Raw genomic sequence first — 22935 nt, 5'->3', positions numbered from 1 at the left:
GCCGATAATGACACATATCCCGGAGTTTTTTGACTTCGACCAGACGAGGATCACGCTGTGAAAATTACCGACAACACCATTAAAAGCAATCCCGGCCTGCCGGTGGCGCCCGCGAGTACCTCCGGCGCCCGGAATGCCGAGAAAGCCCAGGCAACACCGACAACGTCGGACAATGTACGCCTGTCGCCGCAAGGACAGGCATTAGCGGCCAGTGCAACTGCCGGCAGCGGCGCCGTGTTCGACACGAAAAAAGTCGAACGCATCAAGCTGGCGATCGCCGACGGCCAGTTCCAGGTCAACTCAGAAAAAGTGGCGGACGGTCTCCTCGACACGGTCAAGGACTTGCTGCACTCACGAAATAGATAGGTTCCCTCATGCAATCAGTGACTCCGTTTTCCAGCCTGCGCGACGAGCAACAGCTCATGACCACATTGCTGGCATTGATGAAAGAAGAACAGCGGCATCTGGTTGCGGCTGACATCGATGCAATCACGGAGCTCACCGTACGCAAGACGGCACTCGTAGGACAATTGAGCCAGCTGGCGGCGCAACGCCACCAGGCGCTGGCGGCAGCCGGCTTCATGGCCGCCGAAGCGGGCATGGAAGACTGGCTGGTCGGCGCCAATGAAGCCGAAGCGGCGCCCCTGTGGAAAGCCCTGCTCGAGACGACGCGCGAAGCCAAGGAACAGAACCGCCTGAACAGCCTGCTCGTCAACAAGCACATGGTACATACGCAAGGCGCCCTGAACGCCATGCGCCCCCCGGCCCAAAGCGGCAATTTCTACGGCCCCAGTGGCCAGCCAACGAGCAACACGGCCAGCCGGCGCGTCGTCATCGGCTAGCTTCCCTTATTGACCAGTTCAACCGTGCGCGGAACGCCCCGCGTGCTGGCGCCATTTCGCCACGATGGCTTGCGCCCTGGCGCTGGCGGCCGCCTGCTGCTCCGGCGTCAGTTCGGCCTGCAGCCAGTGCCAGTATTCATCCTGATATGGATTCGTGACGCCGGGCGCCAGGATATCGTCGTAGACCTGGCGCAGGGCCAGCAGGTAGCCATACGCCTGCGACGCATCCTTCCGCACCACCTCGCCATCGCGCAGGTAGGCCATCATCAGCGTCGACACGCTGCTCAGTTCCGCCTCGTCCGCCTGCGCCGTCAGCTGGGCGATGGCTTGCCGCTTCCACGCCTGCACCAGCGGATCGTCGGGACGGTTGCGCAGCGCGCTGCGGTCGCCGAACGGCCCTTCCGACAGGAACAGGGTGGCCGCACCGGGCACGCCGCCTTGCGCGGCGGTGGCCAGGTAGCCGAGGCGATCCTCGCGCTGGCGCTGCGTCAGGCCCCCGCACAGCTGCTGCTGGGCGGCTTTTTCTTCCGCCGTCATCTCGCGCCCCAGCTCGAATTCCATCCCCGGCAAGCGGCTTTCGCGCTGGAAGACGATGCAGTCGTCGATCAGGTTGAAGGCCGCATACGCGTCTTCCGCCCTGCCGCTGGCGCCCAGGCGTTCGAGCCGTTGCGCCAGGGAAACGACAACGGGCATTTCAGCCGCAGGGACGGAAGCATCGATACTTAAATACGATTCCAGGCTGCGCCCCGGCGCAGCGCTGGCCACAGATTCCGGCGCGCCGCCGTCGGGTGCTGGCCAGTACACGAGCGCCAGCACTGCCGCGATGGCGGCGGCGATGGCGATGCTGGTGAATTTGACGTTCATGGTGAGGATGCGCGTGGATGGGAAGCGCACGTTACCACAGGCGCGCGGCAGTGGGCCGCACGCCTGTGCACTCTCAGCCGCCGGCCTTTTTCGCCTGGTGGCCCAGTTTGGCCAGCGCGGCCAGGATGGTGTCCACATGGTCGCCCTGCACTTCGATCACGCCATCCTTGACCGTGCCGCCCGAACCGCACTGCGTGCGCAACTGCTTGCCCAGCAGGGCCAGCGCAATGGCGTCCAGCGCCAAGCCTTTTACCACGGTGACGCTCTTGCCGCCGCGGCCCTTGGTCTGGCGCGACACGCGCACCACGCCGTCTCCGGAGGGCGCCGCCTTGGCTTGCGCCTTGCACGCGCATTGCGCCAGCGGCTGTCGGCAGGCGGGACACATACGGCCCGTTTCGGTGGAATAGACGAGACCGCCCAGGGAGCTGCTTTTCATGAGGAAGAGATAAAAAGAGAGAAGGCCGCGATTGTACCAAGCGGCGGCGTTCAATTGGCTGGTGCCACCGGCGCCGTCGGCACTTCCGTCACCGTTTCGGGGATGCCCGACAAAATCGTCACGGCGACCCGGCGGTTACGCGCGCGCCCTTCCGCCGTTTCGTTGGGCGCCACGGGAATATTGTCGGCGTGGCCCACGGCCGTCAGGCGCGAAGCCTTGACGCCGCTGGCGATGAACAGGCGCACCACGGCGCTGGCGCGCGCGGCCGACAATTCCCAGTTCGAGGCAAAATTGGAATTGCTGATCGGCTGCACGTCCGTATGCCCTTCCACCTGCACGTCGTGCGTGTCGTCCTTGAGCAGCACGGCCACGGCGCGCAAGGCCTGGTCCGACTCCGTCGTCAGCCGCGCCGCGCCCGGGTCGAACAGCACGCTGGCATTGATTTCCACGCTCACGCCGCGGCTCGTCTGCGTGACGCGCACCTTGCCCTCCTTCACCAGCGGCGCCAGGGTCGACGTCAGGTCCTGCGCCAGGCGCGTCATGTGTTCGCGTTCGCGGCGGATGGCTTCCGTGCGGCGTTTCAGGGCGGGGTTCGGCAGCGGGATGGCCTGTGGCGCTTCCATGATGATGGGCGGCGCGCCCTTTTCCAGGCTGAAGGCCTGGCCGATGGCGTTCTGGAAGACGCGGTATTTACCTTCGTTGACTTGCGAAATCGCATACATCACGACGAAAAAGGCGAACAGCAGGGTGATGAAGTCGGCGTACGAGATCAGCCAGCGGTCCTGGTTGTCCGGTTCCTCGTCATACTTCCTGCGCGCGCGCCGCATCATGGTCAATGCTCGTGCAAGAGGCTGGACACGCGCTCTTCGATGATGCGCGTATGGTCGCCCGTGGCGATGTCGTACAGCACGGCGGCCGTGATTTCGTACTGCAGCACCCGGCGCGAAACAATGGCCTTGAGTTTATTCGCCACCGGCAGGAACAGCAGGTTGGCCAGGCCCACGCCATAAATCGTCGAGACAAACGCCACGGCGATGCCGCTGCCCAGCTTGCTCGGGTCGGTGAGGTTTTCCATGACGTGGATCAAGCCCAGCACGGCGCCCAGGATGCCGATGGTGGGCGAATAGCCGGCCGCCGATTCCCACACCTTGACGGCCTGGCGCTCGGCCATTTCGTAGGCGGAGATTTCCACGTCGAGCAGCTGGCGCAGCTTGTCGGGCGCGATGCCGTCGACGATCATGCGCAAACCCTTGGCGTTGAAGCGGTCGGCCGTGTTTTCCATCAGGCGCTCCAGCGCCAGCGGGCCGTCGCGGCGCGCCGTCAGACTCCATTGCCCGATGTCGCGCGCCAGCGCGGCGCGCGTGTCGGACGGCGGCAGGAAGACCCAGCGCAACATTTCCAGGCCGCGCACAAAAGTGCGCAGCCGCGTTTGCAGCAGCACGGCGCCGAAGGTGCCGACGATGACGATGGCAAAGGCGGCCGGCTGCAGCAGGGAGGCCATCTTGCCGCCTTCCAGTGCCTGGCCGACCAACAGGCCCGCCAGCGCCAGCGCCAGCCCGATTACGCTGGACCAGTCCACGCCAGCTCCCTCAAGGTTGCGCGCAGGCGCGCGACGGCCTGGGTATGCAGCTGCGAGACGCGCGATTCCGACACGCCCATCACCGCGCCGATCTCCTTCAGGTTCAGCTCTTCTTCGTAGTACAGGCCCATGAGTATTTTCTCGCGTGGCGGCAGCGCGTCGATGGCATCGATCACGGATTGCCGGAAATCGGTATCGAGCAGGGAACGCAAGGGGTCGCTGTCCTCGTCCACGCAATGGCGGTCGAGGAAGCTGTCATTGCCGTCCGGGTCATGAAAGTCTTCGTAGTACACAAGCTGGTGGCCGCCGCCGTCACCCAGCATTTCCTGGTAGTCGGCCAGCGACATTTTCAGCAGTTTCGCCACTTCCGACTCCGTCGGCGGGTGGCCGAGGCGCTGCTGCAAGGTGCTCATCGCCTCTTCGATCTTGCGCATGTTCTGACGCATGCTGCGCGGCAGCCAGTCGCTGGTGCGCAATTCGTCGAGCATGGCGCCGCGGATGCGCAGCACGGCATACGTCTCGAACTGCGCGCCATGCGTCTCTTCATAGCGGCTGATGGCATCGAGCAGGCCGATCATGCCGGCCTGGATCAGGTCATCGACCTCGACCGAAGGCGGCAATTTCGCCTTCATATGGTGCGCCAGACGCTTCACCAGCGGAATGTGCTCCGTCAGCAAATAGTCCTTGTTCGATTTCCCTTTGACCGTGTACATAGGCTGCTTATTGTTTTCTCATCTTATCTGGTGCTACGGTTGGCTTCAGGCGCTGAACTGGTGTGGGCTCCCCGTCTGGTACAAGGTGCCGCCAAGTACCGGCGCCGCCGAACGGGCCAGCCGCTCGGCCAGTCCGCGAAACGCCACCGACGCGCCCGCCAGCGGAAACGCATCGACCACGCTGCGGCCCAGGCGCGCCGCGCGGTGCAGATACTCATCGGCAGGCACCGAACCCATCGAGGTCAGCTTCACGGCCAGATAGCGGCTCGCCGCCTGCGCCATATTATCGTATACCACTTTTGCTTCGGATTCGGAAGCGCCGGTGACGAGAATGCCGAAGGGACGGCGTCCCAGTTCCTGGCTCAGGCGCTTGATCAGGCAGTACGCCGCCTTGATCGAGGTGGCGCTGGTGGACACTTGCACGACGATATCGGACGAAGCCATCAGCGGCACGGGGAAACAGGCGCCCTCGTCAGCCACGACGCCGTCGACCAGCACGATGCCGCTCTGGCGCGCCAGCACGTCGAAAGTCTTGCCCAGGCGGCGCAGTTCGTCCTCGCCCGCATAGTCCATGCTGTCCATCAAATGGTTGCGCGCGCCAAGGCTGGCCACGCCGAAGCCTTGCGGCACCTGGTGGATGACCTGGTTCAAGCCGCACTGCTGGCGCGCCACGTCGCGCAGGCTGGCGCCGTGCGCCAGGCCCAGGCGCGCAGCCACGCCATCGCTGCCGCCGCTGGCGTCGAGCAGCAGCACGTCATTGCCGCCGTAGACGAGCGAAGCGCCCAGGTTGACCAGCATGGCGCCCTTGTCGTCCTGCGGCGTGGCCGAGAGGAACGTCATGACGCGCGGCTGCGGGCCGGCCAGCATGCGGCGCAAGCCTTCGGCCTGGTCGAAATCGAAATTAGCCAAGGTGCACCCCGCGCGCTTCATTGTTGCGGGCGGCCGCCTGCGCCATCAGCAGCGGCAGTTCGGCATCGGAAAACTGCGTGGCCGCCGAATCGCGCTTGAGCTTGAAGGCGCGGTCGATCAGGTAGCCGCGGTCGGCAAGGTACAGGTCTTCCGGCACGCGCTGGCCGTTCGACACATAAAACAGGTTCAGCTTCTGGCGGATCACCACGTCGAGCACGTTGCCGATCGAGGCCGCTTCATCGAGCTTGGTCATGATGCAGCCGGCCAGGCCGCTGCCCTGGTAGGCGCGCACCACTTCGTTCAACGTTTCCTGCGTCGCCGTGGAATTGAGGCACAACAAACGTTTCACGTCGGCGCCGGCGCCCGACAGCATGGCCACCTGTTCCGTCACCATCTGGTCGCGCTGGCTCACGCCCACCGTATCGATCAGCACCGTGTGCTTGTTCTTCAATTCCTTCAGGGCGATGCGCAAGTCCGCCTCGTCCTTCACCGAATGCACCATCACGCCGAGGATCTTGCCGTAGATGCGCAGCTGTTCGTGCGCGCCGATACGATAGGCATCCGTGGTGATCAGGGCCAGCTTTTCCGGGCCGTGGCGCATCACGCAGCGGGCCGCCAGCTTGGCCGTGCTGGTGGTCTTGCCGACACCGGTCGGGCCGACCAGCGCAAACACGCCGCCCTGCTCCAGCATGGCGTCTTCATTGGCCACAGTATTCAGGTTGCGGCTCAGGACGGTCTTGATCCAGCGCATGCTTTGCGCGCCATCGAGGCCGGCCGGCAACTTGTCGATCAGGTAGCGCGCCAGGCTGGCCGAAAAACCGGCGGCCAGCATTTCGCGCAGCACGACGGCTTTTTGCGGCTCGCGCTGCTGCGTCGAACCCCACGAGATTTCCGCCAGCTGAGTTTCCATCATGCCGCGCATGGCGCGGATTTCATTCATCATGCCGCTCATCTCGGCGGCGGCGTTCTCTTTGACGTGCGCCAGCGCGCTGGCCATCATCTGCTGCATGCGGGCCATGTCCACTGGCTCGGAGGCAGCCTGGCGCGGCGCGGCAGGACGTGGCGCGGCCGGGCGCTGGGCCGGGGCGGCAGGACGCTGCGGCGTGGCGAACTGGGTCTGCAACTGGGGACGGGGCTGGGCCATTTCGGAGGCGGCCGGCGGCGACGCCAGCGAAGCGGCATCGTCATTGGCCAGCGCGAGGATTTCCACCACGCCATCGGCCTGGCGGTTCGACAGGATCACGGCGTCGGGGCCCAGCGCTTCGCGCACCTTGCGCAGCGCATCGCGCGACGAGGCGCCCGTAAATTTCTTCACATTCATGACCGGCCTCCCAAGGCGGGGGTGGCGCAATATTGGCTGAACTGTGTGACCATCGTCGACTCCTGTTGCTTGAGTGCTGTCTTCCACATGGACACAGATCACCCGGACAGTTTCCATTATTAGCGATGCTTACAGGAAATGATCGAAGGAACAGGACGGGAAAGTACCCGTTATTCAGTTTGCCGAGAGGAAATTGATGTTTATTTGACCAAAAGCAACTGCTGGGGTCAGCCCCCCCCACTGACGCTAACGAAATCTGGGGCCAGACCCCCTCGCACGTTGGCGATAACCTTCGTGTTGGAGGTGTTGAGGGTCTGACCCCGGCATTAACTCTGTCAACTACTGCGCGCCCACCAGGGCCGTGACGCGGATCGTCTTGGTTTCCGGCACTTCCGCATGCGACAGCACTTTGAGCTGCGGCAAGGCGCGGCGCAGGAAGCGCGACAGCAGGGCGCGCAGCGGCGCCGGCACCAGCAGCACCGGCGTCAGGCCCAGCGCTTCCTGTTGCTGGGCAGCCAGGCCCGCCTGGTGCGCGATGGTGTCGGCCAGGCCCGGCTCGATGCCGGCGCCATCGCCGCCATTGCCCATCGCTTGCATCAGCAGCCGCTCCAGGCGGCTGTCCAGGGTCATCACGGACAGTTCGGCCGAGCCGGGGAACAATTGCTGCACGATGGCGCGGCCCAGGGCCACGCGCACCAGCGCCGTCAGTTCATTCGGGTCTTGCGTGCTGACCGTATGCTCGGCCAGGGTTTCGATGATGCTGCGCATGTCGCGGATGTGCACGCCCTCGGCCAGCAGGTTCTGCAGCACCTTTTGCAAGGTCGACAGCGACAGCATCTTCGGCACCAGATCTTCCACCAGGCGCGGGGCATCCTTGCCCAGGTGGTCGAGCAGCGACTGCACTTCCGCGCGGCCCAGCAGCTCGGAAGCGTGCGAGGTGATCAGGTGATTCAGGTGCGTGGCCACCACGGTGCCCGCATCGACCACCGTGTAGCCCATCGATTGGGCCTGGTCGCGCAAGCTGGCGTCGATCCAGGTGGCGGGCAAGCCGAAGGCGGGGTCGTTGGTGGCCACGCCCGGCAAGGTGCCGCTGGCCATGCCGGGGTTGATCGCCAGGAACTGGCCGTTGAACGCTTCGCCCACGCCCACTTCCACGCCCTTGAGGGTGATGCGGTAGGCGGACGGTTTCAATTCCAGGTTGTCGCGGATATGCACGGGCGGCGCCAGGAAGCCCACTTCCTGGGCAAATTTCTTGCGGATGCCCTTGATGCGTTTGAGCAATTCGCCGCCCTGCGTCTTGTCGACCAGGGGAATCAAACGGTAGCCCACTTCCAGGCCCAGGGTATCGACGGGCATGATGTCTTGCCAGCTGGCTTCTTCCTGCTCGGGCGCCACGGTTGCCTGCGGCACTTCGGCCGGCTTTTCGGCCGCCTCTTTTTCCTGCGTGCGTTTTTTGCTGATCAGATAGGCGGAACCGGCCAGCAGCGACGCCAGCAGGATGAAGACCATGTTCGGCATGCCGGGAATCAAGCCCATGCCGCCGATGATGCCGGCGGTAATATATAGCACTTGCGGTTTCGCAAACAATTGCCCTACCAGCTGGGTGCCGATGTCCTGTTCGCTGGCCACGCGCGAGACGACGATACCGGCCGCCGTGGAAATGATCAGCGAAGGAATCTGCGCCACCAGGCCGTCACCGATGGCCAGCAGGGTGTAGTTCTTGAGCGCATCGGCAAAGCCCATGTCGTGCTGCAGCAAGCCCACCAGCAAGCCGCCGACGATATTGATGACGGTGACCATGATGCCGGCGATGGCATCGCCGCGCACGTATTTGCTGGCACCGTCCATGGCGCCATAGAATTCCGCTTCCTGCGCCACTTCCGTGCGGCGGCGGCGCGCTTCGTCTTCGCCGATCAGGCCGGCGTTCAGGTCGGCATCGATGGCCATCTGTTTACCGGGCATCGCGTCCAGCGCGAAGCGGGCGCCCACCTCGGCGATACGGCCCGCGCCCTTGGTCACGACGGTAAAGTTGATGATCGTCAAAATAATGAAAACCACGATACCGACCGTGTAGTTGCCGCCGATCAAGAAGTGACCGAACGCTTCAATCACTTTACCGGCCGCGTCGGCGCCCGTATGGCCTTCCGTCAGCACCACGCGCGTGGACGCCACGTTCAGCGACAGGCGCAGCATGGTCGACACGAGCAAAATGGTCGGGAACGCCATGAAGTCGAGCGGCTTGACCGTGTACAGCGCCGTCAGCAGCACGATGATGGACAGCGCGATATTAAAACTGAAGAAGATGTCGAGGATGAAGGCCGGCAGCGGCAGCACCATCATCGCCAGCAGCATGATGATGATGATAGGCGCGGCGATGCCCTTGCTGGCGTTGCCACCCATTCCACTGAGCCAGGCTGGCATTCTCAGGCCGTTCATGGTGTACTTCCTTTATTCTTGTCTGCTGCGCCAGTTGCGGGCGGTGTCTGTGATGCGGGATTCTGCGGGTCGAGCTCGGGCGGCACGTCGAGTTTCTTCGGCTTGTCGGGACGCTCGCCCTGGCCCTTGCCATAGCTGCGCAGCTGGAACACATAGGCCAGCACTTCGGCCACGGCGCCATACAGCGCTTCGGGAATCTCGTCGCCGATGTCCGTATGCTTGTACAGCGCGCGCGCCAGGGCCGGCGCTTCCAGGATGGCGACCTTGTGCTCGCCGGCCAGTTCGCGGATCTTAGCCGCCACCTCGTCGATGCCCTTGGCCACCACCTGCGGCGCGCCGCGCGAATTCTCGCCATATTTCAAGGCCACCGCGTAGTGGGTAGGATTGGTCACCACCACGTCGGCCGTCGGTACATCGGCCATCATGCGGCGGCGCGACATTTCATGCTGCATCTGGCGTATCTTCGCCTTGATCTGCGGATTGCCGTCCGATTCTTTCGACTCTTGCTTGACTTCCTGCAAGGACATTTTCATCTTGTTGGCGTAATGCCACATCTGGTATGGACCGTCGATGGCGGCGATCAGGCCCAGCGCGCCGACGATCAGCAAAAAGGCCGTGATCAGCAGGCTGATCAGATGAGCCGAGCCGGCGCGCAGGGATTCCACCGACAAGCCCAGCACGGCATCCTTTTGATGCTGCATCACCATCCAGGCGACGACGCCGACGACGAGGGTCTTGGCGATGGCCTTGAGCAATTCCACCAGCGCATTCTTCGAAAACATATTGCCCAGGCCGCGAATCGGGTTGAGCTTGCCAAAATTGGGGGTGAACGCCTTGGAACTGAACAGCCAGCCGCCCACCAGCACGGGCGAGGCCAGGGCCACGAGCATGATGGCCAGCGCGTACGGCAGGCAAGTGAGCAAGACGGAGCCCACGTCGTAGCCGATGCGCAACATCATCGCGTCGGGATTGAGTATCTGCTCGCGGTCCAGGGTCAGGCCGGAAACCATGACAGCCGTCAGCCGCCGCACGATGGCGTCGCCGGCAAACCACAGGCAGCAGCCGGACGCCATCAACACAGTGAACGTTGCCACTTCACGCGATCGCGGAACGTCGCCTTCCTCACGCGCCTGCTCGAGGCGCTTCGGTGACGCGGCTTCGGTCTTTTCTGCGTCGCTGTCTTCCGACATCAATCAACTCCGGTGAAGTCCTGCAGCCTGGCTAGGCGCAATACGGACTGGGCATGGAGCATTATCGAGTCAAGTGCCTGCTTGCCATCGGCGGAACAGGGGGGCAAATCCCCTGCATTTCCTTTACTCTCAAGTAACCTTAGCGGGACTTCCTCGCTTCCGCCTGCTTCACGGTCTGCTCGATGGCGCCAAACAAGGATTTACCGTCATCACCGAGCATTTCCAGCCGGACCACATCACCAAACAACAGGAATGGCGTGCTGGCGATGCCATCGGCGATCATCTCCTGGTTACGTCGCTCAACGATGCTGGAAAATCCCTTCTTGACTTCTTTGTTGGCGACCCCGCCCGCGCTGACCACGCTGCCGGCGCGCGCGTTGCGCGTCTGGCACAGATGGGCGAGCAATTGCGGATAATTGAAGGCCATGTCGGCGCCCGCGTGGGGCTGACCCGTCAACTTGCCGTTCAGGCTGCAGCGCAGGGCGTAATGCACCTTGCCGCCGCGCCAGGCGTCGCCCAGCTCGTCCGGCGTGATGGCCACAGGCGAGCAGGCCATGGCCGGTTTCGCCTGCAGGAAGCCGTAGCCACTGGCTTGCTCGTCGGGCGCCAGGTTGCGCAAGGTGATGTCGTTGACCAGCATCAACAGCTTGATATTCAGGTGCGCCTGGTCGGGCGTGGAACCCATGGCCACGTCGTCCGTGATGGCGGCGATGCCTGCCTCGTAATCGATGCCCCACTGCTCGTGCGCCAGGGTGATGTCGTCATGGGCGCCGAGGAAATCGTCGCTGGCGCCCTGATACAGCCGTGGCGCCTCGCGCAAGTTGGCGGGCACATCAACGCCAGCAGCCTTGCAGGCGCGCTCGATCTGCTGCAGATAGGACGCACCGGCCACGCGCAAGCTGCTGCGCGGCAAGGGCGCCATGCAGTTGGCCGGGTCGAACTCGAAGGCGCGATGGCCGCGGCCGCTATTGATGGTCTGGTACAGCAAATCGAGCTGGGGCGCGATGAAACTCCAGTCATCGAGCGCCTTTTGCAGGGTCGGGGCGATGCCATCGGCCAGGTGGGCCGTTTTCAGGTCGCGCGAGACGACAGCCAGCTGGCCGTCGCGCGTGCCATCCTTCAGGGTTGCTAATTTCATGTACGGAAAACTTCGTCAAATGCAGGCAATGGAAACTAAAGACGCAAAAAAGCCGGCAAATACCGACATTTAGCGATCAAGAAGAGAGGTGCAACACCAGACAAAACCGTAGCGAGCGGCAGTGATTTGTGGCCGAGAAGCGCAGCCGTGCTAAAGCACGGTGAGCATCGCAGGCTGCAAAGCACGACGCGCAGTAGGTTTGGCCTGGTGTTATTACGCCAGCAACGCGATCTGCTCGGGTGTCAGATAGCACCACTCGCCTTCGGCGATGCCCAGCGATTCCAGGGTCAGGCTGCCGATGGCGGAACGGTGCAGCGCGCTGCAATGGTTGCCGGCGGCGGCCAGCATGCGCTTGACCTGGTGGTATTTGCCTTGCTCGAGCACAATTTCCAGCTGGTGCTCGCCGCGCTTGACGCAGACGAGGGCCGCCAGCGGGGCCGGTTCGTCGTGCAATTGCACACCAGCCAGCAACAGGGCCACCAGTTCATCCGTCACAGGCTCTTGCGTGGTGGCCTGGTAAATCTTGGGAACGTGGCGCTTCGGCGACGATTGTGCATGGATAAACGGGCCATCGTCAGACATCAGCAGCATGCCGGTCGTATCGTGGTCAAGCCGGCCGACGGGCTGGACTTCGCGCCAGGTGAATTGTTCCGGTAGCAAGGTCAATACGCCAGGATGATGGCTGGGCTTGCGCGAGCATTCGAAGTTGGCGGGCTTGTTCAGCGCCAGGTACAGGTGCGTGCGGACCACCCACTCTTCTTCGAACACGTGCAGCACCAGGCCTTCGGTCTCGACGGTGGTGCGGTAATTGGTCTGGGTGACGCCATCGATGACGACATCGCCATCCTCGATGAGGGAACGACAATATTTACGGGTGCCAAAACCCTGCGATTGCAGGATGCGGTCTAGGGATAATTTACTCATGGGCGTGACTTTACCAGAAGCGGCTGGCAGCGTGAAGCGGCGGCAACTGGCGTCCGCGCGGCGGTCCAGGCAGCGCGAAACCATGCTGCACGCAGAAATACCAAAAAGTACAAGGTGAGAATTGGCGAGAAATGGTTGATTCTTTTGAGAAATATCAAGCGCTCGGAATATCGCGTTGATAGACTGAAACTTCGTTAGGAATCCGCCTAACGAGCTTTAGGAATAATAACCAGGCAACGACCCACAAGGACATTGTATGAAGCATACCGATACCATCGCCTTACAAGGCAGCATCGCCGACATGCGCCACCGCATCGCTGCGGAACAGGCGGCCATGCACAAAGTCAGACTCGGCGTGGCGCGCTGGAGCAACGCTCCTGCGCCGCAGGATGCGGACGCGCCGCCATCGCCAGCCAGTCAGACGCACTGGCATGCCGAGGCGCAATGTCAATTCATGTGCTGGCTGGAACTGGGCGGCTTTGCGCACGCCGATGCGGAAACCGACACCACGAGCGCGCCTGCCATGGCGGACATGCCGCCCGACACCAGCGCCATTGCCAGCGACGGCGCCAGCATGAGCATCAATGCGGCGGCGGCCAGGCAGCCCTTGCCCTCGCACTGCAACGGCTGCGCCGTCTGAGTTCGCCCCATCCGACCAGCCATGCCCCGCCCTCGCATGCCTGCCTTGCCAGCACGCCCCGACACAACAGCCGGCGACACCGGCCCATCCGGCACACACAAAAGGGAACGGCGGCATTGCGCCGCCGTTCCCAAGCCCCATCGGGACTTTAGTGAGGAATGTAAATTCACTCAAAACCACATCTGCGATGCGGCGAGTAGTTCCAAGACTTGCCAATCAAGTTAGTACTGACAACATAGTTGATATATCGCCCCTCCTTGAAAAGAACTACGCTTTCACTATAGCCCAAGCAGCCCCATTTTCAAGTCAATTTACCACCTTATTGAAAATCATTCTCGACTGGCTTGTCTGCCAGCCAAGAGTGATGTTCTCAGCGCAACGCCGGTTGTGACTGCTGCGCGGCTGCCTTCATGGCGCCCGCGCCCATGGCGGCGCCAAACTTCTTCAGCACCCGTTCCGGCAAGCCTTCATGCTGCGTGTAGTCGACGATGTCTTCCGCCTTGACGACGTCGCGCGCCACGCTGTCGACCGTGCCGAAATCGTCGGCCAGACCCATTTCCACGGCTTTCGCGCCCGTCCAGTACAGGCCCGAGAAGGTATCGGCCGTTTCCTTCAGACGCTTGCCCCGTCCCGCGCGCACGACGTCGATGAATTGCTGGTGGATTTCATTGAGCATGCCTTGCGCATACGCCTTGTGTTTTTCCGTCAGGGGGCTGAACGGGTCCATGAAGCCCTTGTTCTCGCCTGCCGTCAGCAAACGGCGCTCGACGCCGACCTTTTCCATCACGCCCGTAAAGCCGAAGCCATCCATCAGCACGCCGATGGAGCCGACCACGCTGGCCTTGTTGACGTAGATGCGGTCGGCGGCGGCCGCGATGTAATAGCCGCCCGAGGCGCACATTTCATCGACCACCACATACAAAGGCTTGTCGGGATAGCCCTTGCGCAGGCGCTGCATCTCGTCGACGATCATGCCGGCCTGCACGGGACTGCCGCCCGGACTATTAATATGCAGCACCACGGCCACGGAGCCGGCATCGGAAAACGCCTTGTCCAGCGCGGGGATGACGACGGCGGCCGAGCCGCTGCCTTCGGACTCGATGGCGCCGCTGATGTCGATCAGGGCCGTGTGGCGACCCAGGGTTTCGCTGTCGTCGGCCGTGTTGTAGTCATAAAACACCCACAGGGCGAACAGCACGATCAGCAGGCTGAAGACCTTGAAAAAGATGCTCCAGCGGCGGTGCGCACGTTGCTCTTGCAAAGTGGCAAATACCAGCTTTTCCAGCACGTCGCGCTCCCAGTGTCCCGCAGGGGCGCCGTGGCCGGCGGCTGGCGCGCTGCTGTCCAGCTTGTCATTCGTGTTATCGCTCATGGTTCACTTTGCTTAAATTACAGAAAGCCTGCCCCGGCCTCAGGCCGGCAGTGGCTGGACATACTCGTCGGGTTGCCAGTACAGCTGGCCATCGCGCTCGGCCACGGCGATCGGACGCAAGCGCCCGCCCTTGCAGGGGCCGCCCGCGCACAGGCCGCTTTCCGGCACATAGATGGCGCCATGCGTCGAACACATCAGGTACAAGCCGCTGGACTCGAAAAACTCGCCTTCCGCCCAGTCCAGCTCGATCGGCACGTGGGCGCAGCGGTTCAGGTAGCCATACGCCTTGCCGCCATGGCGCACGACAAAGCCCGTGGTCGCTTCGCCACCGGCCGAGACGGGAAAGCGCACGCCCTTGCCGCCATCGGCCACGGCGTCGGCGGCGCAAATGAATACATCGACAACATCGTTCATCATGCGTGCTCGCTCAGCCATTGATGCAGCTCCGCCACCGTGGCGGCCGAATACAGGGGATTGCAGGCTTGCAACTGCTCCACGGGATGCGCTCCATACTCTACGGCAATACTGGCCGCACCTGCATTGCTTGCCATCAATAAATCATGACTGGTGTCGCCAATCATCACGGTGCGGCGCATATCCTGGCCCAGTTCACGCGTCAGTTCCTGCAGCATGGCCGGATGGGGCTTGGAAAAGGTTTCGTCAGCGCAACGCGTCGCATCGAACAGCGACAGCAGCTTGACGGCATTCAAGGAGCGGTTCAGGCCAACGCGGCTCTTGCCCGTGGCGACGGCAAGAAAGTACGCCTGCTGCGACAGATCCTGCAGCATTTCGTAGACGCCGGGAAACAAGGCCAGCTCATGGTCGCGCGACAGGTAGTGATAGCGGTAGCGTTCCGCCATGCGAGCATGGTATTTCGGCTCCACGTCGGGCATCACCAGCTGCATGGCTTCCTGCAAGCCCAGGCCGATCACGTGCGAAGCGAGCAACTCGGTGGGAATTGGCAAGCCCAGGTCTTTGGCCGACGCCTGGATGCACTTGACGATGGTCGAGGTACTGTCTATCAGGGTACCGTCCCAATCGAAGACGATCAGATCAAATTGCTTTCTTGCCATGTTTCCCGACGGCATAGCCGTCGGCTCCTTGAGAATGAATGATGGCGACTGACTACCTTGTGGGTAGTGTCACGCGCACGCGTCGAATTTTATCGTGCGGCAACGGCCAATGGTTTGCCCAAGCTTACCAAGAAACGCTCGCATTCGGCAGCCAGCGGCGCGTTCAGGGTCATCGTCTTGCCCGTCTCCGGATGCGTAAACGTGATCTGGTGCGCGTGCAGGAACATGCGCTTCAGGGCGCCGCGCGTGCTGTCGGCTTTCAACAGGGCACGGTTGAGGGCAAAGTCGCCATATTTATCGTCGCCGGCGATGGGGAACCCGGACGAAGACAGGTGCACGCGGATCTGGTGCGTGCGTCCCGTCTTCAATTCCGCTTCCAGCAAGGCGAAGTTGTGATATTTATGCAACAGTGAAAACACCGTGTGCGACGCCAGTCCATCGGCTTGCACGGCCACCCGGCGCTCGCCTTCCGCCGTCGTATATTTATGCAATGGCAACTTGATATGCTGGCGCGCATTCTTCCAGTCGCCGGCCACCAGCACCAGGTAGCGCTTGTCCGTGACGCCGTCGCGCATCTGTTCATGCAAGTTCGTCAACGCCGTGCGTTTCTTTGCCAGCAACAGCAAGCCGGACGTGTCGCGGTCCAGGCGGTGCACCAGTTCCAGGAACTTGGCGTCGGGGCGCGAAGCGCGCAATTGCTCGATCACGCCGAAGGACACGCCCGAGCCGCCATGCACGGCCACGCCGGCCGGCTTGTCGATGACGAGCAGCTGCGCATCTTCGAAGATGATCTTGAATTCGGCGGCCGGCGCGCCCGTGGGCGCCTTTTCGGCCACGCGCACGGGTGGAATGCGCACCACGTCGCCGGCGGCGAGACGGTACAGCTGATCGATACGGCCTTTATTAACCCGCACTTCTCCCGATCGCAAGATCCGGTAGATGTGGCTTTTAGGCACTCCCTTGCACACTCTTAATAAGTAGTTGTCGATGCGCTGGCCTGCTTCTTCCTCGGCGATCGTTACGAATTGGGCTTGCGGCTGAACCGGGGGTGTTGAAGGGGGAACAACATCATTTTGACTCTTCATTTACTATGTCTTCCCAGAAATCTCTCTAAGTCCTTCATTTTGAATATATAATTGTTTTTGCTGCGGCCCTGGCTGCTGCGAGTGTAAGAATAAAAGCACATTTTACACAGGGGCGTCTCCACCGGCCTCGCCAAATTGCAAATTCGGTGGAAAAAAATGTATATGCACCATCCCTGCGCGAATCAAGGTTGCACCGTAGTTGTAATCGGATAACGCGTGGAGATGCTGAAGTGAGTGTGGGATTATAAGGATAAGTACCCGTTAGCGCGACTTATCGAGTCGGGCTCGCGGGTTGATGAAGTTGATAACGCTTGCCGTTTTCGCCAAACCCCGTATGTGGCCAAATACTGAGGGTTGTCGATGATAGGCTGAGGCCAAGCCTCGCCATCGCGATCCCTGTAATGAGCCGGCTAACGATTTTGGCTCTGAATTTGCTGACCACTTGCATTCTCTGTCCCCGATGCAGTTCATTCTCATCCGGGTTGTTTCAGATGAGTTGCAAGTGTCCTGTGCACTCGGCATGACGATCGACCTCACCGCGCCTGTTGCGGCCGTAACGTATACCTCGTACGCGTTGTTGCTCCGCACACCTAGGCATTTCCCCCGCCAGCACTCCCGTTCTCGCATATATCCCTGTACTTCGCCGCTTCCCCGGAAGCGGCTTTGAGATGGCCTACGGGTCGCGGAGTTATAAAAATGAAACGCATGTTGTTTAATGCCACGCAGCAAGAAGAACTGCGCGTAGCGATTGTCGACGGACAAAAACTGATCGACATCGATATCGAGACAGCCGGGCGCGAACAGCGCAAATCCAACATCTACAAGGGCGTGATCACGCGCATCGAGCCATCGCTCGAAGCGTGCTTCGTCAGCTATGGCGAAGACCGCCACGGCTTCCTGCCTTTCAAGGAAGTTGCCCGCACGTATTTCCGCGAAGGCGTTGATGTGCGTAACGCTTCCGTCAAGGAAGCGCTGCGCGAAGGCCAGGAAATCATGGTCCAGGTTGAAAAGGAAGAGCGCGGCAACAAGGGCGCTGCCCTGACTTCCTTCGTTTCGCTGGCCGGCCGTTACCTGGTATTGATGCCGAACAACCCGCGTGGCGGTGGCGTATCGCGCCGCGTGGAAGGTGAAGAGCGCCAGGAATTGCGCGAAACCATGGATAAACTGGACTTGCCAGCTGGCATGTCCGTGATTGCCCGCACGGCAGGCATCGGCCGCAACGTCGATGAACTGCAATGGGACTTGAATTACCTGATGCAACTGTGGCGCGCCATCGAAGGCGCCGGCAAGTCGGCCAACGGCGCTTTCCTGATCTACCAGGAATCCTCGCTCGTCATCCGCGCCATCCGCGACTACTTCCAGCCCGACATCGGCGAGATCCTGATCGACACCGACGAGATCTACGACCAGGCGCACCAGTTCATGAGCCACGTGATGCCCGACATGGTGCACCGCGTAAAACGCTACAGCGACGACGTGCCGCTGTTCTCGCGCTTCCAGATCGAACATCAAATCGAAACGGCGTACAGCCGCACCGTGCCGTTGCCATCGGGCGGCGCCATCGTGATCGACCACACCGAAGCGCTGGTCTCCGTCGACGTCAACTCGGCCCGCGCCACGCGCGGCTCGGACATCGAGACAACCGCCTTCAACACCAACTGCGAAGCGGCCGAAGAAGTGGCCCGCCAGCTGCGCTTGCGCGATCTGGGCGGCTTGATCGTCATCGACTTCATCGACATGGAAGTGGCGAAGAACCAACGCGAAGTGGAACAGCGCCTGAAAGATGCGCTGCACCATGACCGTGCCCGTGTACAAATGGGCAAGATTTCCCGCTTCGGCCTGATGGAACTGTCGCGCCAGCGCCTGCGTCCTTCGCTGTCCGAAGGCTCGCACGTGACGTGCCCGCGCTGCTCCGGCACCGGCCACATCCGTGACACGGAATCGTCCGCCCTGCAGGTGCTGCGCATCATCCAGGAAGAGGCGATGAAGGAAAACTCGGCCACCATCCACGTGCAAGTGCCCGTGGACGTGGGCGCCTTCCTGCTGAACGAAAAGCGCGGCGAAGTACTCAAAATCGAAAACCGCCACCGCATCGCCGTGATCCTGATCCCGAACAAGCATCTGGAAACGCCGCACTACAAGCTGGAACGCATCAAGCACGACGATCCGCGTCTGGAAGACAGCCAGGCCAGCTACAACCTGGCTGAAAGCGCTGAAACCGACATGGCTTACAGCAAGCGCCAGAAGGAAGAAGCCAAGCCGCGCCAGGAAGCCGTCGTCAAGACGATCACCCCTGACCAGCCGGCACCGCTGGTCGAGCGCAAGCCCGTCGAAGCGAAACCGGCTCCGGTGGCCGCGCCTGCCGCGCCACAAGGCCTGATCGCCAAGATCATCAGCTTCTTCACCGGCGCCCCGGCACCGGTGGCACCGGCACCTGCCCCAGTCGCCCCAGCCAAACCGGCCGGCGCCGACCGTGGCGACCGCAACAGCCGTGGCCCGCGTGGCCGTGGCCGCAACGGCAAGCCAGGCCGCGAAGAACGCGAACCGGGCCAAGGCCGTCCAGCCCAGGACGATGCAGCAGCGGAAGCACTGGAAAAGGCGGCCCGTCCGCCACGCCCACCGCGTCCGCCACGCGAACCGCGTGAAGCCCGCGAAGGTGGCGATGCAACGACGGCGCCACGCGAACGCGGTGAGCGTCCGGAACGCGCGGAACGTCCTGAGCGCGCAGAGCGCCCGGAACGCGCCGAGCGTCCGCCACGCCAGCCACGCGAAGGCCGCGAACCACGCGCCGACAAGGCTGTTGTTGCTGAAGTGAAAGCTGATGAGCTGGCCCTGGTTGGCGCCACCGCCAGCGCGGTGAATGTCGTCGTGCCGTCAAACGGTCCTGAATCCGACGCCGCACCGGCGAACTTGCTGAAAGCACCGGCAAATGCCGGCCCTGAAGGCGAAGAGACGGAAAACGACGTGGAAGGCGAAGAACCGCGCCGCCGCCGTCGTCGTGGTGGCCGCAACCGCAACCGCCGCGACCGCGAAACGGGCGAGCTGATCGAATCGGCAAACGGTGAAAATGAAGGCCAGGACGCGCCAGTGATCAGCTTTACGGTTGCTCCGGCGCCGGAAGCTGCCGCTGATGCGGCTCCAGTAGCCGTCGTGGCTGCCGACGCTGTCGTCGCCGTCGCTGCGCAAGTGGAAGCGGCATTTGATGCCGCTCCTGCCGTCGTGGCTGAAGTGGTCGAAGCAGTGGAAGTGGTCGAAGTCGCCAAGGTTGAAGAAGCCGCTCCTGCTGCTGAAGCTGCACCAGTTGCTGAAGTTGCTGAAGTGATCGTGCCGCCAGCTCCTGTCGAAGCCGTCGTTGCTGCAGTGCAAGCTGAACCAGCCGCTGCCGAACCAGCACCAGCTGCCGAGTACAGCTTTGCCGAGAAAGCGGAAGCCGCACCAGCGCCAGCGCCTGCTCCAGCGGAAGTCATCGTCGAAGCGGCGCCAGTCGTGGAAACGGTTGCTGTCGTGGCGGAAGAAGCGCCAGTCGCCGAAGCGGCACCTGCCGTGGTGGAAGCCGCCCCGGTGGTTGCCGAAGCGGCTCCCGCCCCTGCACCAGCACCAGCACCAGCACCTGTCGTTGCTCCTGCTCCGGCAGCACCAGTGGCCACGCCGCTGGACTTGAGTGCAGTGCTCGGTTCGGCCGGCCTGACCCTGGCTGCCACCGATCCGGAAAAACTGCGCCTGGCGCAGGAAGCGGCTGCCAAGGCAGTTGCTCCCGTACGCAAGCCGCGCGAACGCAAGCCATTGCCGCCGCAATCGGATGAGCCGTTGATCCAGGTCAACACGCAACGTCCATAAGCGGGCCGGGTTCGCCCAGCCGCCAATGATGAAAGGGGGAGCTCAGGCTTCCCCTTTTTTACGTCCACACCTTTGCCAGCCATCCGCCATGCACGAGCACGCCCCTCCTTCCCCCGTCAGCCTGCGCAGCGCCTTCTGGTACTGGCTCAAGCTGGGCTGCGTCAGCTTTGGCGGCCCGGCCGGGCAAATCGCCATGATGCATGCGGAACTGGTGGAGAAGCGGCGCTGGATTTCCGAGCAGCGTTTCCTGCACGCCTTGAATTACTGCATGCTGCTGCCGGGGCCGGAAGCGACCCAGTTGGCCATCTACATCGGCTGGCTGATGCACCGCACGCGCGGCGCCCTGGTGGCGGGCCTGCTGTTTTTGCTGCCTTCGCTGCTGCTGCTGATCGCCCTGTCCTGGCTGTACATGGCATATGGCCACGTGGGCGCCATCGCCGGCGTCCTGTACGGCATCAAGCCGGCTGTCGTCGCCATCGTGCTGGCGGCCGCCTGGCGCCTGGGCCGGCGCACCTTGCGCAGCCCCGGCCTGATCGCCATCGCGACGGCCGCATTTGTCGCCATCGCCGCTCTACATCTGTCATTTCCGCTGATCGTGCTTGCCGCAGCCCTGCTGGGCATGGCGGGCGGGCGCTGGCTGCCGGGCCACTTTCATATTGGCGCCACGCAACATGGCGGCGCGGCCCGCTACGGAGCCGCCCTGATCGATGACGACACGCCCACGCCGGAGCACGCGCGCTTCAGTTGGCCGCGCCTGCTTGGCACGGCCGCCGTGGGCCTGGCGCTGGCCTTCGTCGCCTGGCTGGGCCTGGCGCTGGCGGGAGGCGCGGAGCAGCCGCTGGCGCAGATGGGCGTGTTTTTCAGCAAGGCGGCCCTGCTGACGTTCGGCGGTGCGTATGCCGTGCTGCCCTACCTGGTGCAGGGCGCCGCCGAGCACTACCACTGGATCAGCAGCGCGCAAATGATGGATGGCCTGGCGCTGGGCGAAACGACGCCCGGCCCCCTGATCATGATCGTCGCCTTCATCGGTTTTGTCGGCGGCTGGAGCCATGCCGTGACAGGCGAGCACCTATGGCTGGCGGGCGTGTGCGGCGCGCTCGTCGCCAGCTGGTTTACGTTCCTGCCCTCGTTCATCTTCATCCTGGCCGGCGCGCCGCTGGTGGAAGCATCGCGCGGCAATTTGCGCCTGAGCGCGCCCCTGACGGCCATTTCGGCGGCCGTGGTGGGCGTCATCGCCAGCCTGGCCCTGTTCTTTGGCCACCACGTCTTCTGGCAGGAAAATCCGCTGCCGCACTGGGACTGGCTGGCGATCGCCATCGCGCTGGCGGCCGGCGTGGCGCTGATCCGGTTTCAAGTGGGCACCATCAAATTGCTGCTCGCCTGTGCCATCTTCGGCCTCGTGCTATCGTATCTGCCTTGACCGATTTAACGTAAGTGGTATCACCTTTCATGGCTGACAAGATTATCTACCTCGCCGAAGCCCGCAATGGGGCACCGGCGATCCCCGCGCAGCTGGAAAGCCCGAGCGGCAACGTGGCCGACAGCCTGGGCCGGCCCCTGCACGACTTGCGCATCTCGATTACCGACCGTTGCAATTTCCGTTGCGTGTATTGCATGCCGAAGGACGTGTTCGACAAGAATCACGTGTATCTGCCGCACACGGATTTGCTGTCGTTTGAGGAAATCACCCGCGTCGCGCGCCTGTTCGTCGCGCACGGCGTGGAAAAGATCCGCCTGACGGGCGGCGAACCGCTGCTGCGCAAGAATATCGAAAAGCTCATCGCCATGCTGGCCGAACTGCGCACGCCGTCGGGCCAGCCGCTGGACCTGACCCTGACGACCAATGGTTCCTTGCTCGCCAGAAAAGCGCAGGCACTCAAGGATGCGGGCCTGAACCGGGTCACCGTGTCGCTCGATTCGCTCGACGACGCCACCTTCAAGCGCATGAACGATGTCGATTTCGCCGTGGCCGACGTGCTGCACGGCATCGATGCGGCGCATGCCGCAGGGCTGGGACCGATCAAGATCAACATGGTCGTCAAGGCCGGCATGAACGAACAGGAAATCGTGCCCATGGCACGCCACTTCAAGGATACGCCCTACATCCTGCGCTTCATCGAATACATGGACGTGGGCGCCTCGAACGGCTGGAACTTGCAGGAAGTCATCCCGTCCGCCGAAGTCGTGCGGCGTATCGCCGCGCACATGCCCTTGCTGCCCATTAACCCCAACTACGCGGGCGAGACGGCGGCGCGCTGGCGCTACGCGGATGGCAGCGGCGAGATCGGCCTCATTTCCAGTGTCACGCAAGCGTTCTGCGCCGACTGCAGCCGCGCCCGCCTCTCGACCGAGGGCAAGCTGTACACATGCCTGTTCGCCAGCAGCGGCCACGACTTGCGCAGCCTGCTGCGCGGCGGCCACAGCGATGCTGAAATCTCCTCGGCCGTGGCGCAGCTGTGGCGCGGCCGCGGCGACCGCTATTCACAATTGCGCACCAGCCAGACGGATTTGACGGGCGGCGCGCTTGAGCACGGTAAAAAGAAAGTGGAAATGTCGTATATCGGCGGCTGAATCGG

At 62.9% G+C, this 22935-nt stretch carries 21 protein-coding genes; 6 read left to right on the top strand and 15 right to left on the bottom strand.

Annotated features, from left to right (window positions below; genetic code table 11):
- The first annotated feature begins 57 nt into the window (after positions 1-57).
- Both flgM and SJI03_RS04585 read left to right on the top strand, forming a co-directional pair.
- Entirely contained in the window at positions 58-366 is a 309-nt protein-coding gene (flgM, locus tag SJI03_RS04590; RefSeq protein WP_034787161.1) for a flagellar biosynthesis anti-sigma factor FlgM, read from the top strand.
- An 8-nt stretch (positions 367-374) separates the two neighbouring features.
- Positions 375-842: a flagellar protein FlgN gene (locus SJI03_RS04585; RefSeq protein ID WP_322426389.1), complete on the top strand. Its 468-nt coding sequence runs from the start codon at positions 375-377 to the stop codon at positions 840-842.
- Positions 843-860: 18 nt separating this feature from the next.
- On the opposite strand, the gene SJI03_RS04580 is transcribed toward SJI03_RS04585, so the two are convergent.
- The 11 genes from SJI03_RS04580 to SJI03_RS04530 all read right to left on the bottom strand — a co-directional run bounded on the left by SJI03_RS04580 (position 861) and on the right by SJI03_RS04530 (position 12352).
- On the bottom strand, positions 861-1706 hold the full coding sequence (locus SJI03_RS04580) for a hypothetical protein (protein WP_322426388.1): 846 nt from the start codon (positions 1704-1706) through the stop codon (positions 861-863).
- A 73-nt stretch (positions 1707-1779) separates the two neighbouring features.
- A complete protein-coding gene (locus SJI03_RS04575) occupies positions 1780-2142 on the bottom strand; it encodes a translation initiation factor Sui1 (protein WP_322426387.1) in 363 nt (120 codons plus the stop codon).
- A gap of 50 nt (positions 2143-2192) precedes the next feature.
- Positions 2193-2969 carry a flagellar motor protein MotD gene (gene motD / locus SJI03_RS04570; protein WP_099378177.1) on the bottom strand — a complete coding sequence of 259 codons (777 nt, stop codon included), beginning with the start codon at positions 2967-2969 and terminating at the stop codon, positions 2193-2195.
- 5 nt (positions 2970-2974) lie between these two features.
- Complete coding sequence (locus tag SJI03_RS04565; protein WP_322426386.1) at positions 2975-3721, bottom strand: flagellar motor protein; 747 nt, start codon at positions 3719-3721, stop codon at positions 2975-2977.
- Positions 3703-4434: an RNA polymerase sigma factor FliA gene (locus SJI03_RS04560; protein WP_035821402.1), complete on the bottom strand. Its 732-nt coding sequence runs from the start codon at positions 4432-4434 to the stop codon at positions 3703-3705. Before SJI03_RS04560 ends, SJI03_RS04565 begins: the two co-directional genes overlap by 19 nt.
- Positions 4435-4479: 45 nt before the next feature.
- Positions 4480-5343 (bottom strand): MinD/ParA family ATP-binding protein, encoded by an 864-nt coding sequence (locus SJI03_RS04555; RefSeq protein ID WP_099377958.1) that lies wholly within the window; start codon positions 5341-5343, stop codon positions 4480-4482.
- Positions 5336-6664, bottom strand: coding sequence for a flagellar biosynthesis protein FlhF (flhF, locus tag SJI03_RS04550; protein WP_034754102.1), 1329 nt, complete (start codon positions 6662-6664; stop codon positions 5336-5338). The genes SJI03_RS04555 and flhF overlap by 8 nt, the downstream gene beginning before the upstream one ends.
- A 339-nt stretch (positions 6665-7003) precedes the next feature.
- The gene (flhA, locus tag SJI03_RS04545) at positions 7004-9100 is read right to left on the bottom strand and encodes a flagellar biosynthesis protein FlhA (protein WP_099377959.1); all 2097 of its coding nucleotides are present in this window, start codon (positions 9098-9100) and stop codon (positions 7004-7006) included.
- On the bottom strand, positions 9097-10290 hold the full coding sequence (flhB, locus tag SJI03_RS04540) for a flagellar biosynthesis protein FlhB (protein WP_099377960.1): 1194 nt from the start codon (positions 10288-10290) through the stop codon (positions 9097-9099). The genes flhA and flhB overlap by 4 nt, the downstream gene beginning before the upstream one ends.
- Before the next feature lie 139 nt (positions 10291-10429).
- Positions 10430-11428 carry a fumarylacetoacetate hydrolase family protein gene (locus tag SJI03_RS04535; protein ID WP_099377961.1) on the bottom strand — a complete coding sequence of 333 codons (999 nt, stop codon included), beginning with the start codon at positions 11426-11428 and terminating at the stop codon, positions 10430-10432.
- A gap of 213 nt (positions 11429-11641) precedes the next feature.
- The gene (locus SJI03_RS04530) at positions 11642-12352 is read right to left on the bottom strand and encodes a 16S rRNA pseudouridine(516) synthase (RefSeq protein WP_322426385.1); all 711 of its coding nucleotides are present in this window, start codon (positions 12350-12352) and stop codon (positions 11642-11644) included.
- Between the two features lie 256 nt (positions 12353-12608).
- Here SJI03_RS04530 and SJI03_RS04525 point away from each other — a divergent pair, with 256 nt between their 5' ends.
- Positions 12609-12992, top strand: coding sequence for a hypothetical protein (locus SJI03_RS04525; protein ID WP_322426384.1), 384 nt, complete (start codon positions 12609-12611; stop codon positions 12990-12992).
- A gap of 370 nt (positions 12993-13362) precedes the next feature.
- Here the strand turns inward: SJI03_RS04525 and SJI03_RS04520 are convergent, their stop codons facing one another.
- The 4 genes from SJI03_RS04520 to SJI03_RS04505 form a co-directional block, all read right to left on the bottom strand.
- On the bottom strand, positions 13363-14364 hold the full coding sequence (locus tag SJI03_RS04520) for a S49 family peptidase (RefSeq protein ID WP_322426383.1): 1002 nt from the start codon (positions 14362-14364) through the stop codon (positions 13363-13365).
- 39 nt (positions 14365-14403) lie between these two features.
- Complete coding sequence (locus SJI03_RS04515; protein WP_092608465.1) at positions 14404-14781, bottom strand: Rieske (2Fe-2S) protein; 378 nt, start codon at positions 14779-14781, stop codon at positions 14404-14406.
- Positions 14778-15437, bottom strand: coding sequence for an HAD-IA family hydrolase (locus SJI03_RS04510; RefSeq protein ID WP_099377964.1), 660 nt, complete (start codon positions 15435-15437; stop codon positions 14778-14780). The genes SJI03_RS04515 and SJI03_RS04510 overlap by 4 nt, the downstream gene beginning before the upstream one ends.
- Positions 15438-15526: 89 nt before the next feature.
- On the bottom strand, positions 15527-16522 hold the full coding sequence (locus SJI03_RS04505) for an RluA family pseudouridine synthase (protein ID WP_034754116.1): 996 nt from the start codon (positions 16520-16522) through the stop codon (positions 15527-15529).
- Positions 16523-17218: 696 nt separating this feature from the next.
- On the opposite strand from SJI03_RS04505, the gene SJI03_RS04500 reads away from it, so the two are divergent.
- From SJI03_RS04500 to moaA, 3 genes are all read left to right on the top strand, one after another.
- The gene (locus SJI03_RS04500) at positions 17219-20359 is read left to right on the top strand and encodes an Rne/Rng family ribonuclease (protein ID WP_322426382.1); all 3141 of its coding nucleotides are present in this window, start codon (positions 17219-17221) and stop codon (positions 20357-20359) included.
- Between the two features lie 88 nt (positions 20360-20447).
- A complete protein-coding gene (chrA, locus tag SJI03_RS04495) occupies positions 20448-21779 on the top strand; it encodes a chromate efflux transporter (RefSeq protein WP_322426381.1) in 1332 nt (443 codons plus the stop codon).
- A 29-nt stretch (positions 21780-21808) separates the two neighbouring features.
- Positions 21809-22930: a GTP 3',8-cyclase MoaA gene (gene moaA, locus SJI03_RS04490; RefSeq protein ID WP_322426380.1), complete on the top strand. Its 1122-nt coding sequence runs from the start codon at positions 21809-21811 to the stop codon at positions 22928-22930.
- Positions 22931-22935: the final 5 nt, after the last annotated feature.

The sequence above is a fragment of the Janthinobacterium sp. GMG1 genome, from assembly GCF_034427795.1.
Classification (GTDB): domain Bacteria; phylum Pseudomonadota; class Gammaproteobacteria; order Burkholderiales; family Burkholderiaceae_D; genus Janthinobacterium.
Note: the sequence above shows the minus strand (reverse complement) of the source record. Positions and strands in the feature narration are given on the sequence as shown.